This window comes from Prochlorococcus sp. G4PB16, assembly GCF_059772465.1.
In genome coordinates, this window is the sequence record NZ_CM186289.1 from 1,223,362 (window position 1) to 1,235,762 (window position 12,401).

At 35.4% G+C, this 12,401-nt stretch carries 13 protein-coding genes; 4 read left to right on the forward strand and 9 right to left on the reverse strand.

All coding sequences use genetic code 11. The features are described 5' to 3' along the window. Window positions 1-18: 18 nt before the first annotated feature. Complete coding sequence (gene ahcY, locus AC6EIZ_RS07190) at window positions 19-1,452, reverse strand: adenosylhomocysteinase (protein WP_498510013.1); 1,434 nt, start codon at window positions 1,450-1,452, stop codon at window positions 19-21. 27 nt (window positions 1,453-1,479) lie between these two features. Here ahcY and tsaE point away from each other — a divergent pair, with 27 nt between their 5' ends. Beyond that, a complete protein-coding gene (gene tsaE / locus AC6EIZ_RS07195; RefSeq protein ID WP_498510015.1) occupies window positions 1,480-1,974 on the forward strand; it encodes a tRNA (adenosine(37)-N6)-threonylcarbamoyltransferase complex ATPase subunit type 1 TsaE in 495 nt (164 codons plus the stop codon). Here the strand turns inward: tsaE and AC6EIZ_RS07200 are convergent. Then, window positions 1,971-2,972: a carbohydrate kinase family protein gene (locus tag AC6EIZ_RS07200; RefSeq protein WP_498510016.1), complete on the reverse strand. Its 1,002-nt coding sequence runs from the start codon at window positions 2,970-2,972 to the stop codon at window positions 1,971-1,973. The genes tsaE and AC6EIZ_RS07200 overlap by 4 nt on opposite strands. Window positions 2,973-3,008: 36 nt before the next feature. Further along, complete coding sequence (gene mutT, locus AC6EIZ_RS07205; RefSeq protein ID WP_498510018.1) at window positions 3,009-4,163, reverse strand: 8-oxo-dGTP diphosphatase MutT; 1,155 nt, start codon at window positions 4,161-4,163, stop codon at window positions 3,009-3,011. Between the two features lie 179 nt (window positions 4,164-4,342). On the opposite strand from mutT, the gene AC6EIZ_RS07210 reads away from it, so the two are divergent. Next, entirely contained in the window at window positions 4,343-5,242 is a 900-nt protein-coding gene (locus AC6EIZ_RS07210) for an alpha/beta fold hydrolase (RefSeq protein ID WP_498510020.1), read from the forward strand. On the opposite strand, the gene AC6EIZ_RS07215 is transcribed toward AC6EIZ_RS07210, so the two are convergent. Together AC6EIZ_RS07215 and mgtE are read right to left on the reverse strand one after the other, a co-directional pair. Beyond that, the gene (locus AC6EIZ_RS07215) at window positions 5,227-6,234 is read right to left on the reverse strand and encodes an RpoD/SigA family RNA polymerase sigma factor (RefSeq protein WP_498510022.1); all 1,008 of its coding nucleotides are present in this window, start codon (window positions 6,232-6,234) and stop codon (window positions 5,227-5,229) included. The two genes, AC6EIZ_RS07210 and AC6EIZ_RS07215, sit on opposite strands and share 16 nt — an antisense overlap. Window positions 6,235-6,334: 100 nt before the next feature. Then, window positions 6,335-7,744: a magnesium transporter gene (gene mgtE / locus AC6EIZ_RS07220; protein WP_498510024.1), complete on the reverse strand. Its 1,410-nt coding sequence runs from the start codon at window positions 7,742-7,744 to the stop codon at window positions 6,335-6,337. Between the two features lie 62 nt (window positions 7,745-7,806). On the opposite strand from mgtE, the gene AC6EIZ_RS07225 reads away from it, so the two are divergent. Continuing rightward, a complete protein-coding gene (locus AC6EIZ_RS07225; RefSeq protein WP_498510025.1) occupies window positions 7,807-8,283 on the forward strand; it encodes a glutathione peroxidase in 477 nt (158 codons plus the stop codon). Here the strand turns inward: AC6EIZ_RS07225 and AC6EIZ_RS07230 are convergent. The 4 genes from AC6EIZ_RS07230 to gyrB are packed head-to-tail and all read right to left on the reverse strand — an operon-like array spanning window position 8,280 to window position 11,310. After that, on the reverse strand, window positions 8,280-8,612 hold the full coding sequence (locus AC6EIZ_RS07230; protein ID WP_498510026.1) for a fluoride efflux transporter FluC: 333 nt from the start codon (window positions 8,610-8,612) through the stop codon (window positions 8,280-8,282). The genes AC6EIZ_RS07225 and AC6EIZ_RS07230 overlap by 4 nt on opposite strands. Before the next feature lie 13 nt (window positions 8,613-8,625). Further along, window positions 8,626-9,000, reverse strand: coding sequence for a fluoride efflux transporter FluC (locus tag AC6EIZ_RS07235; protein WP_498510028.1), 375 nt, complete (start codon window positions 8,998-9,000; stop codon window positions 8,626-8,628). Window position 9,001: 1 nt separating this feature from the next. Next, complete coding sequence (locus tag AC6EIZ_RS07240) at window positions 9,002-9,343, reverse strand: hypothetical protein (protein WP_498510029.1); 342 nt, start codon at window positions 9,341-9,343, stop codon at window positions 9,002-9,004. Beyond that, entirely contained in the window at window positions 9,343-11,310 is a 1,968-nt protein-coding gene (gyrB, locus tag AC6EIZ_RS07245; RefSeq protein WP_498510031.1) for a DNA topoisomerase (ATP-hydrolyzing) subunit B, read from the reverse strand. Before gyrB ends, AC6EIZ_RS07240 begins: the two co-directional genes overlap by 1 nt. A gap of 172 nt (window positions 11,311-11,482) precedes the next feature. On the opposite strand from gyrB, the gene miaA reads away from it, so the two are divergent. Continuing rightward, a complete protein-coding gene (gene miaA, locus AC6EIZ_RS07250) occupies window positions 11,483-12,382 on the forward strand; it encodes a tRNA (adenosine(37)-N6)-dimethylallyltransferase MiaA (RefSeq protein WP_498510033.1) in 900 nt (299 codons plus the stop codon). Window positions 12,383-12,401 lie beyond the last annotated feature (19 nt).

Consider the following 12,401-nt stretch of genomic DNA (forward strand, 5'->3'; position numbering starts at 1 on the left):
TTAAACTATACAAAAAAGTTAATAACGATATTGATCAGTCTTATAAGGGCCTTCAATTGGAACATTAATATATTGAGCTTGTTCTTTAGTTAACTTAGTTAACTTTGCTCCTATCTTATCTAAATGAAGAATAGCCACCATTTCATCTAAATGTTTTGGTAAAACATAAACTTTATTCAAATATTTTACTCCATATTTGAATAATTCAATTTGAGCTAATACTTGATTAGTAAAAGAATTACTCATAACAAAACTTGGGTGACCAGTAGCACATCCAAGGTTGACTAATCTTCCCTCTGCTAAAAGAATTATTTTGTTACCGCTTGGAAGAGTGATGTGATCAACTTGAGGTTTAATATTTTCCCATTTATAAGACTTTAAGGAGGAAACCTCTATTTCATTATCAAAATGGCCAATATTACAAACTATCGATTCATTTTTCATCCTGATCAAATGCTCATGACGAATAACTTGAAAGTTTCCAGTAGCAGTAACAAAAATATCTACATCTTCAACCACTTCATCTAGTCTTACCACTCTAAAGCCCTCCATTGCAGCTTGAAGAGCACATATTGGATCTATCTCAGAAATCATTACTGTCGCGCCTAAACCTCTTAAAGACTGAGCAGAACCTTTCCCAACATCTCCATACCCCATAACAAGAGCTACCTTGCCAGCCACCATTACGTCTGTAGCTCTTTTAATTCCATCTACCAAAGATTCTCGGCAACCATAAAGATTGTCAAACTTACTCTTTGTCACAGAATCATTCACGTTAATTGCTGGGAAAACAAGTTCTCCACTTTTTTCCATTTGATAAAGACGAGCTACTCCGGTTGTAGTTTCCTCAGTAACTCCTTTTATAAAAGATTTAGCTTTTGAATAAAAATTTGGATCTTGAGAAAGTTTTTTCTTGATAGAGGCAAATAAAGCTATTTCCTCTTCATTTGAAGGATTATCAAGAACTGAAATATCCTCTTCCGCTTTGCTCCCTAAAATTATCAAGCCTGTCGCATCACCACCATCGTCAAGAATCATATTTGCAGCTTCACCCTCACTCCATTCAAAAATTTTGTGCGTATATTCCCAATATTCATCTAAAGTCTCACCCTTTCTAGCAAAGACAGGAACTCCTGTACTTGCAATAGCAGCTGCGGCATGATCTTGAGTAGAAAAAATATTACATGAAGCCCATCTAACTTTTGCGCCCAGTTCAACAAGGGTCTCAATGAGAACTCCTGTTTGGATAGTCATGTGAAGACTACCTGCTATGTATGCCCCTTTTAGTGGTTTTTGAGATCCATATTTTTTCCTGAGTGCCATTAAGCCAGGCATTTCTGTTTCAGCTATCAAGAGTTCTTTTCGCCCGAATTCTGCTTCGGATATATCGTTAACTACGTAATCAGTATTCTTCTCAATACTGTTGAGATTTGACTTGGTTGCTGCGAACATAATAAGTAGAACTCTCTATTGGAGATTGTGGAAAAAAATACTGAAAAACAATTCGAGGTTTTTAATTCATTTGCTCAGCAAACTAATAATTTCTGCTGGACGCTGGACAAACCTGAATCAACTATGTCATTAGGTTCAACATTAACAAAAAAATTTCCAGATCTAAGCATTCTCCTTTTAAATGGGCCTCTTGGAGCAGGGAAAACCACATTAGTTAAAGGAATTGCAAAAAGTCTAAGAATTCAAGAGCCCATAACTTCTCCAACTTTTCCTTTATCCCAACATTATCCTTTTGGAACCCCTCCATTAATACATCTTGATCTCTATAGAATTGAAGATTCAAACGCTGCAAACGAATTTTTCTTACAAGAAGAAGAGGAATCAAAAGCAATGGGTGCTTTGATGGTCGTTGAATGGCCAGAGAGATTATCTCTAACAATGCCTGACGCTTGGAGAGGAAAATTAAAATATTCCTCAAACAAGCAATCCCGTCTTTTTCAGCTAATTCCTCCAATGGATTAAGACAATAAATTCTCAATATCTTTCAGGTAAGGTTGCGGGTCTATCGCTCCTATTCCAGTGCAAACATGAGAACCGCATGCAATTCCAAATTGAATAATATCTTCAGCAATTTGTTTACTTATTTCATCTAAATCAACAGACATCAGTTTATAAATCAATCCTGCTGTAAATGCATCACCAGCTCCAGTCGTATCAACCACAGACGAAGGCGATATCGCAAATGATTTGCCAGTATGATTATTCAGTTGCCATGAAATAGGATTTGATCCATCAGTCACAACAACAGATGGTCTCTGAGTAAAATATGAAGAAATTTGAGTTGGATCAGAAGTATTGAAAAACCATTGGGCCTCCTCTTTTGCGAGTTTTACTAATGAAACGTTTTTTAAAATTGAAAGTATTTGATTTTTTTCTTTCGTAGATGGCTCTGGCTCTAGGAGCGTTGAAACTTGGCTTCTCCAAAAAGTTGGACGCCAATTCAGATCTAATGCAATTTTTATTCCTGAATTTACGGCATTTTTGATACACCACAAAAAGGCTTTAGATGATATTTCTGAAGCCAAAGGAATTGTTCCCGCAATTAACCATTGCGCCTTTTCTTTAACCAATGGCCAGTCTCGAATAATCTTCTCCCTTAATATGGCTTGATCAGCAAATCCCAAGCCATTATCACCCTCAAATCCTTCAAAAGATCTTTCACCATCAGAGTCTCGGCGAACCAATACAACTCTTGTAGGACGAAGTGTATCCTGCTGCAATCCAGAAGTATTAATTCCTCTTTGAATCAATAAATTATGCAAATTTCTCCCAAAATCATCATTTCCTAAACAACCAATAAAAGAAACATTCACCCCTAGACGACTTAATGCACAAGCAACATTAGCTGGAGCTCCACCAAAACAATCTGTTACTGGCAAATCGAAAGATGGATCACCGCCTAAAGGACCAAGACGATCTATCAAAGCTTCTCCAATTGCAATTACACTTCCATTATTCATGTCTGATTAATTGTCAATGAAGTTATTATTGACGATTTATAGTTTTTTATTTTCAATACCAAGATGTTTAAATAATTCAGAAATAATTTTTGTATTAGCAGCAGGGAAAGGAAAATTAAAAAGTTTATCTGGACTCACCCAAACTAATTTTTGACTAGCTAAAGGTTTAGCCTCTCCTGATATCCATTCACATATATGAACAATAAAATAGAGTTTCTTATGGGTATAAGCGTGTTCAAAAGATAAAAGCTTTTCACCAACTTTGACAACAATGCCTAGTTCTTCTTTCAATTCTCGCTCAATAGTACTTTTAATAGATTCACCGGTTTCTTTTTTCCCTCCTGGGAATTCCCACATTCCACCCATACTAGAACTTTCCAATCGCTGGTCTATTAGCAATTCGCCATTTTTATTAAAAACAAGTCCAATACCAATTTCTTGAATGGGTTTTATTCTGGCCATTTCTTTTTTAGGAAAATCATTAGGATCATAATGTGCATAAACAACACAAAATTGTTGTAGTGGGCAAGAAGAACAACTTGGTTGCTTGGGAGTACAAATATTGGCTCCCAAGTCCATCAAAGCCTGATTGAAATTTCTAGGACTAGTCCTAGAAATCAATAAAGAGCTAATTTCCCATAATTTTTTCTCATCTTTAATAGATTTTCGCTCAGTAGCAAGCAATCTAGAAAAAATTCTTTTTACATTTCCATCTAGAATTGGTGTAGGCAGATCAAAGGCAGAAGAGACGATACTACCTGCCGTACTTCTACCGATACCAGGAAGAGACATCCAATGATCTATTTTATTTGGCCAAGAATGTGGATCTTGATCAGTATTTTTTCCAACAAATTCAATTAGTATTTGAGAAGATTTATGTATACGATTAGCACGGGAATAATAGCCAAGACCTTGCCATAGCATAAGGACGTTCTCTAAATCAGCCTCTGTTAAAGAAGTCAAAGAGGGAAAAGCCTTCATCCATTTTTCCCAGTAAGGAATAACTACCTTCAATTGAGTCTGCTGAAGCATTACCTCTGCAATCCAAATTCCATAAGGGGATATACTTTCACCTAATTTAGGAGTGGAACCATCTTTCTTCAATTTCCAGGGTATCCAGTGTCGACCATTCTCTAAAAACCATTCCAGAAGTGTATTTTGGATATTTTGAGGAGAAACAATTATGCCCATCAAAATAAATCAAAATTTACAAATATATTTTTAATATAATATCATTTTCTTGATGATTTTATCGACTGAAATTAATACTTTATAAATAGTCAATGCATCGAATGATATGAATAAAAAAGTTATCTACTTTACCAATGATATCTCTTTAAGCAAAAATAATTAAATACCTCTTTAAAGTTATGAAGAAAGTCTGGAATTGGAGAAATTATCGAATAGCGTGGCAAGTAGAAGAGAAAGAAAATACTTCTGAAATTGCAATATTGTTAATTCATGGCTTTGGAGCTTGCAAAGATCATTGGAGATTCAATCAAAAAAATATCAGCTCAATTGCACCATGCTATGCATTAGATTTAATAGGTTTTGGAGAAAGTAGTCAGCCAAATTCACAGATTTCATATGAAAATAAAAACGCTCACAATTTTAGCTATTGTTTCGATAACTGGAGTCAACAAGTTAATGATTTTTGTCAAGAAATAATCCAAAAGCCTGTCTTATTAATAGGAAATTCAATTGGGGGGGTCATTGCATTAAATACATCAATAAAATTGTCTCAGCAATGCTTAGGAGTAATACTAATTGATTGTGCACAAAGGACAATGGATGATAAGCGCTTAGCGGAACAATCATTATTGATGAGGTTTCTTAGACCAGTACTTAAAACTTTAGTAAGACAAAGAATTTTAAGTTCAAATCTTTTTAAAAATGCAGCAAATCCAGCTTTTATTAAAAAAATTTTAAAAGTTGCTTATCCAAGTGGTTCTAATGTGGATGAAGAGTTAATTGAAATACTCTTTAGGCCTACCCAAGGGAAAGGAGCTCCTGAAGCTTTTAGGGGATTTATTAATCTTTTTGATGATTATCTTGCTCCAGATTTACTAAAGAAAATAAATAAACCCGTACATTTAATATGGGGTGAAAAAGATCCATGGGAACCTGTTGCAGAAGCTCAAAAATGGTTTGCAACTTTTGATTGTATAAAATCTCTAGATATTATTTCAGAGGCAGGACATTGCCCCCATGATGAGATGCCTGAAAAAGTTAATCCTATTATTAATAAGATAATTCAAGAAGCCATATAAGCTTGAACTGAATCTCCAGTTTTTCTTAAACCGCGCAAACCATCTCTTTCTAAATTTCTAACTCTATCTCTACTGATACCCAAAACTCTTCCAATACCAGTAAGACTCATTGGATCATCGCCATCCATGCCATATCTCATTCTTAAAACACGATTTTGTAATTCAGGTAGTTGTTCTAATAATGTTTCCAAGTCACCTTTCATGCAATCACTTTCGATTTGCTCAGAAGGCATATCAATTTCGTTAGATAATAAATCCAACAAAATAGTGTCTTCACCGTCACCAATTTTTGTTTCCAAGCTGACAGGCTGTCCAGCTTTGCTCATTAGATCTTTAACATCACTTTCAGGAAGCTCAACATATTCAGAAAGCTCTTTTATCGTTGGAGTTCTGGAAAGTTCTTGGCTTAATTCTCTTTGGCCCTTTTTAAGCTTATTTAACATTTCTGTTATGTGAATTGGCAACCTTATTGATCTGCTTTTTTCAGCTATTGCTCGAGTGATACCTTGTCGAATCCACCAGTAGGCATAGGTAGAAAACTTATATCCTCGAGTGGGATCGAACTTTTCTACACCTCTGACTAATCCAATTGTGCCCTCTTGAATTAAATCTAATAATTCCATATTTCTTTTTGTATATTTCTTAGCAACACTTACAACCAAACGAAGATTGGCTGCAACCATTCTTTCTTTTGCTCTTTTGCCACTTTTCAACTTCTTTTTTAATTGAATCGTAGAAAGTTCAGCTTTCTCGGCAAAAAAGGTGAGATCAGGTTTCTCACCTAAGTCACTCTCCAATTCTGATTCAAGATTTTCAAGAACCATTAGCTCTTGAACTTGTCTCCCTAAAGTTATTTCCTGTTCATGTGACAACAAAGGTACTCTTCCAATATCTCTTAAATATGAACGAACTAAATCTATATCTGATACTGATTTAACTGAAGTAGCAGTAGGTGGTTTTTTTGTCTGAATAGCTTCTACTACCGTTGCCATAAGTTTGTTGAGTTTTGTGAAGCATACTACTAAGAATTGTAAAGATCAATTACGTAGAGCTCGGCTTACCGCACTTTGAGTACAAACACTCATTCGGCTTCTACACCAGCCTTCCCAAGAGCCAGGAAGCTGTTTTCAGGTAAATCAACACTCCTGCAACATCTGTGGCAGTAGTAATAAATGGAGCAGACATTAGCGCAGGATCTAATCCCATTCGATGAAAAAGCAAAGGCAATGACGCTCCTGCAGTAGCAGCCAAAGTTGTAATAGCCATCAAACTTATTCCTACAGCTGTTGCGACCAAAGGTCCCTGTCCTTGCCACCAAGCGAAAGGCACAACAAATACAGCCATCAAAATTCCTAGTAAAGCTCCTGCTAATGCCTCTCTTGCTATTGCCCTAACAAGACCAAGACGCTGAATTCTCTGAGTACTTAAACCCCTAATAATAACTGTCGAACTTTGAGCTCCAACATTGCCCCCTGCACCGATTAATAAAGGAATGAAAGCTGCCAATAAAACTACTTGTTTTAAAACCTCATCATTCATTGCAATAACTTGAGTTGTTAATCCATTAGCCAAGACCAAAACAGCAAGCCAAACGATACGTCGTCTGGTTACAACGAATAAATTACTTTGAAAATAATCATCCTCATCTCCTGCTTGAACGGCACCAGCCGCATAAATATCCCTAGTTGCTTCTTGTTCAATAACATCGATCACATCATCAACTGTGACAATGCCAACAAGTCTTTTTTCACGATCTACAACCGGTAAAGCTAAAAAGTCATACCTTTGAATTGCTCTTGCAACCTCTTCCTGATCTGTATCTGTTCGCACGTTAACAACTTCCCTTGTCATAACTTCTCCAATACGCGATTCAGGGTCGGCAACCACTAAGTCCCTTAGAGATAAAATTCCAGTTAAGTGCCTTTCTTTATCGGTAACATAAAGGCTGTAGATGGTTTCAGAAAAAGTGGCCCGCTGTCGAACTAATTTCAATGCTTGTGAGACACTAAGAAATTCTTTCAGGTCTATAAATTCAGTGGTCATTAATCGGCCTGCCGTCTCAGATTCATAACCCAGAAGTTGAGCAGTTACTCTTCTTTCTTCAGGACTGAGTTCGGAAAGCAAGCGCCTCACAACTTTGGCAGGCAACTCATCAAAAAGACGGACTCGATCATCAGGTGACATCTCTTCCACCAAGTCCAGTACTTCATTTGATCTCAAACGATCTAAGAGATTTTGTTGAACTGAAGGATCTAAATATTCATAGACTTCAATTGCTTCATTTTTATTCAATAATCGGAATGCCAAAGCTTGCAATATCATTGGCAATGTCCCAATAGCCTGAGCTATATCGACAGGCTGGACAGGATTGAGTAGTGATTTGACGCCATCGTAATTACCTGCAGACAGCATTGCCTCCAATTGAACTGCAACTGCCTCAGCGACTAAACTACCATTCTCCAAAGATCGATTATCACCGGATGCCCCTAATTTTTCTTTCATATTTGGAGCAGTAAGCCTATATTATTTTATGACTAACATTCACTTTTGTTACCTCCATATCCATGTCCGTAAATATCAGCAAAGTTGAGGTGGTCTCTTTCGATAATGAAAAAATAACTTTTGAAGAATTCAAAGGAGATGTTTTATTAATTGTCAATGTCGCCAGCAAGTGCGGATTTACCAAGCAATACAAAGCACTTCAAAATCTTCAAGACCACTACGGTTCTAAAGGTTTTAGAGTCTTAGGCTTTCCTTGCAATGATTTTGGGAACCAAGAACCTGGCGAATTAGAGGAAATCAAAAAATTCTGTTCAATGACTTTTGGGGTGAATTTCCAACTTTTCCAAAAGGTTCATGCAAAAGGTAATACAACAGAGCCGTTTACAACTCTGAATAAAGTCAGTCCCGTTGGCGAGGTGGAATGGAACTTTGAAAAATTCTTAATTAATCAAGAAGGAGAGGCTATCGCGAGGTTTAAAAGTTCAATAGAACCCGAAAGTAATGAGATCAAAAAAGCTATTGAGGCTTTACTAAGCTAATTGATTATTCTCTTAGCAGCCCAATTGCCTAAAAAAACAGCAAGAAGTCCAAAAAATATAATTAAGAATTGATTTAAAAAAAATAATTTATACAAACCATTATTGATTAATTCAAATAGCTGAAAAGACCATCCACTAAATGTAGTCAAAGACCCACAAAAACCAAATCCAAAAATCAATTTCAACCTCCTATGAATTGGCAATGCATTAAAAAAACCTAATAAAAAACAACCAATTATATTGACTGTGAAAATTTCATCAATTTGCCATCGAAATAAAGCAGCAGGAATTGCGCCGATGGAAATAATAAGAAAATCATTTTTTTTCAATTAAATATCCACTCTATTGATTACCTAATAAAAATCCAAATGCCAAAGCAAATATTCCACAAGAAATTGAAATAGTTAATAAATTTAATGCTCTAAAAAATTTAAAGTTCATACATAAATAAAATAAATCATAAATAAATGTCGAAAAAGTACTTAAACTTCCTAAAAAACCAATTAAAAAAAACAATGCTAATTCATAAGCAAAATTTACAGAACTAACCTTGGGTAAAGCAGAAAGAAAAAGACCCAGAAAAAAAGAAGAAACAGTATTGATTATTAAAATAGTTAGATCCTTAGCTATTTTTAATTTTCCAATTTTGTTATACAAAAAAAATCTCAAATTAGCACCTAATGCTGCACCTAAAGAGACCAAAATAATATGTTTCAATTCACAAAATATCTCTAATGTTTACCCATCCTTTTTTGTAAAATAATTGGTAAGAATCTTGACTTATAACATTAACAAACAACCATTTTCCGTATTCAGAACTATCCCAAACTTTGATAATATTAACTGGGGTTCCTGATTTAACTCTAGTTAATATGGATGAATTATTAGAGACTGAAGATAGCAAATTAAATTCCCTTAATGCAATCAATGGAGCTGTAATATTATCTTTTCTTTGCTGAACTATTGATCTTTGAGCGCCCCCAGCAGGCAATGTGGTGGGAACTACTAATGCAATGCCTAAAAGCCAAGTCCAAACTATAAAAGTACTAAGTAAATTCATCAAATATCTAAAGTCGCAAGATCAAGCTCAACACTATGAGTTTCAATAAATTCTCGTCTAGGTGCAACTTTATCACCCATTAAAATTGTAAATATTCTATCAGCTTCAAGAGCGTCTTCTATCTCAACTCTTTTCATCATTCTAGTTGTAGGATCCATCGTTGTTTCCCATAACTGTTTTGGCATCATTTCTCCTAAACCTTTAAATCTTTGAATTGTATAATTGGCCTTTTCCCCAAAATTTGAAAGAGTTTTTTGCAAATCGGATTCGTTATAACAATAAGTATGATTTTTTCCTCTCTCCACTTTGTAAAGAGGAGGACAGGCAATATATATATAACCACCTTCTACAAGAGCCTTTTGATATCTATAAAAGAAAGTCAAAAGTAAAGTTCTAATATGCGCACCATCAACATCAGCATCAGTCATTATCACTACTCTGTGATATCTCAGATTTTTAACTTCAAAATCTTCTCCTTTTATTCCCAATCCTAGAGCTGTGATTAAAGATTGTATCTCAGTGTTTTTATAAATCTTCGCATCATCAGTTTTTTCAATATTTAAAATTTTGCCTCTCAAAGGTAATATTGCTTGGAATTTCCTATCTCTTCCTTGCTTCGCTGATCCACCAGCAGAATCACCCTCAACTATGTAAATTTCTGATTCTGATGGATCTCTTGAACTGCAATCTGCCAATTTTCCTGGCAATGTTGAACTTTCTAAAACACTTTTCCTACGAACAAGCTCTCTAGCTCGTCTTGCTGCTTCAGCGGCATTGAAAGCTTGAATAGCTTTCTCTAAAATTAAATCAATAACACCTGGATTAAATTCTAAATATTGACTAAGAGACTCACCAACCAAGCTATCTACAATTCCTCGTACTTCAGTATTACCTAATTTAGTTTTTGTTTGACCCTCAAATTCTGGGTCTGGCACTTTTACAGATAGAACAGCTGTTAATCCTTCTCTAATATTTTCTCCTGCTAAGTTCGAGTCTCCCTCTTTTCTTTTACCTCTTTTTTTTGCAAACGAATTCAAAGTTCTTGTTAAAACTGTTTTTAATCCCTCAATATGAGTTCCACCATCTATCGTGCGAATATTATTAGCAAATCCCAAAATGCTATCTGAATAAGCATCAACACACCACTGCATTGCTGCTTCAACTTGAACTCCATCTTTTTCAGAATTGACATAAATAATTTCTTGATGTAGTGAGTCTTTTTCTTTAGTCATATAATCAACATATTCTTTAATACCTCCCTCATAAAAATAAACTTCCTCATGAGGTTTTTGATTCGAATCTAAAGAATTCTTTCTCTCGTCACGAAAAACAATACGTACCCCTCCATTCAAATAAGCAAGTTCTCTAAGTCTCGATGACAATATTCCATATTCAAAAGCTATCCCATCAGTAAAAATCTGATCATCAGGTTTGAAACGAACTGTAGTGCCAGTTAATTCCTGATCTAATTTCGAAAGATTCTCTGATCTTAAATTACCAATTGATGCGCCTCTTTCGAATCTCTGGAAATGCTCTTTCTTTTGTCGACGGACTGTGACCTCTACCCACTCACTCAAAGCATTAACTACAGAAATACCAACACCATGCAAACCTCCAGAGACTTTGTATCCACCACTTCCAAATTTCCCACCTGCATGTAAAACAGTCAACACTGTCTCTAGTGCACTTTTACCTGTACGAGGATGAATATCCGTTGGAATTCCACGACCATTGTCCGTTATGGATGCCGAACCATCTTCGCAAAGTAAAATTGTAATTTGATCACAGTGACCTGCCAGCGCCTCATCAACAGCATTATCAACAACTTCATACACAAGATGATGAAGTCCTTTAGACCCTGTTGAGCCTATATACATTCCAGGGCGCTTTCTTACAGGTTCAAGTCCCTCTAGAACTTGGATCTGCTCAGCACCATATGCAGCTTGAACTTTTGAATCTTTACTCATTCGGATTAAAGCAAACAGGCAAGGTTGTCTTTGATACAAGCATTAGTCGAAACCTTTCCTGAATTTTCAATTTAACATTGGTATGAGGGAAAGTCTTAGGAAAATTTCAAAACCCAATCAAAAAAATTAATTGTCATGTACTTACTGTTAATAAACCCTCTGAGCGTGAATTATGCAAGCTAATAAACCTCTTGTAATAGCTCTAATGGGTCCAACTGCTGGCGGAAAAACTGAGCTAGCAATTGATATTGCTAACAAACTCAACACTAATATTCATAATGTTGATTCTCGTCAAATATACATTGATATGAATATTGGGACGGCGAAACCAACCCAAGATCAGCAAGAACAAGTTCCTCATTTTCTAATTGATTTATGCTTGCCTTCTAACCCAATAAATCTTTATGAATTTCAATTGATTGCAATTGGTTCCATGGAGAACGAATTAAAGAAAAGAAATTTAATTTTACTTGTCGGAGGAAGTGGACTATATCTTCAAGGCTTGATTGGAGGACTTAATCCTCCTGCCGTAGCACCTCAAAAGTTCTTAAGAGATCAGCTATCTAAAATCAATAAAGATGAGAGGCATAATTTATTAAAATGTTGTGATCCAATTGCTGCAGAGAAGATACATCCCGAAGATTCAATCAGAACAATTCGTGCTCTAGAGGTTTTTTATGCCACAGGGAAACCATTTTCCAAACAAAAAGAATTGGCATCTCTACCATGGAGAGTTTTAGAAATTGGATTAAATCCAGATGATTTACAAACAAGGATCCAGTATAGAACTGAAAAAATGTATAAAAATGGCTTGATCGATGAAACCGAAGATTTGATTCTTAAATACGGCAATGATTTACAGTTGCTTAAAACTATTGGATATGGTGAAGCAAAGTCTATTATTAATGGAACGATTAACTCTGAGGAGGCTTTAGAAATAACAATCAAAAGAACATCTCAATTAGCCAAAAGACAAAAAACTTGGTTTAGAAATAAACATAATGCTAAATGGCTAAATAATAAGAACTCATTACCTGAGGCTTTATCCATTATTTATGAGTTTCTAGGTTGATCAGTTCATATATGCTTAG

Coding starts and splice junctions, on each gene's coding strand:
- ahcY (WP_498510013.1), bottom strand. CDS start 1,452: ATGTTCGCAGCAACCAAGTCAAATCTCAACAGTATTGAGAAGAATACT.
- AC6EIZ_RS07200 (WP_498510016.1), bottom strand. CDS start 2,972: ATGAATAATGGAAGTGTAATTGCAATTGGAGAAGCTTTGATAGATCGT.
- mutT (WP_498510018.1), bottom strand. CDS start 4,163: ATGGGCATAATTGTTTCTCCTCAAAATATCCAAAATACACTTCTGGAA.
- AC6EIZ_RS07210 (WP_498510020.1), top strand. CDS start 4,343: ATGAAGAAAGTCTGGAATTGGAGAAATTATCGAATAGCGTGGCAAGTA.
- AC6EIZ_RS07215 (WP_498510022.1), bottom strand. CDS start 6,234: ATGGCAACGGTAGTAGAAGCTATTCAGACAAAAAAACCACCTACTGCT.
- mgtE (WP_498510024.1), bottom strand. CDS start 7,744: ATGAAAGAAAAATTAGGGGCATCCGGTGATAATCGATCTTTGGAGAAT.
- AC6EIZ_RS07225 (WP_498510025.1), top strand. CDS start 7,807: ATGTCCGTAAATATCAGCAAAGTTGAGGTGGTCTCTTTCGATAATGAA.
- AC6EIZ_RS07240 (WP_498510029.1), bottom strand. CDS start 9,343: ATGAATTTACTTAGTACTTTTATAGTTTGGACTTGGCTTTTAGGCATT.
- gyrB (WP_498510031.1), bottom strand. CDS start 11,310: ATGAGTAAAGATTCAAAAGTTCAAGCTGCATATGGTGCTGAGCAGATC.
- miaA (WP_498510033.1), top strand. CDS start 11,483: ATGCAAGCTAATAAACCTCTTGTAATAGCTCTAATGGGTCCAACTGCT.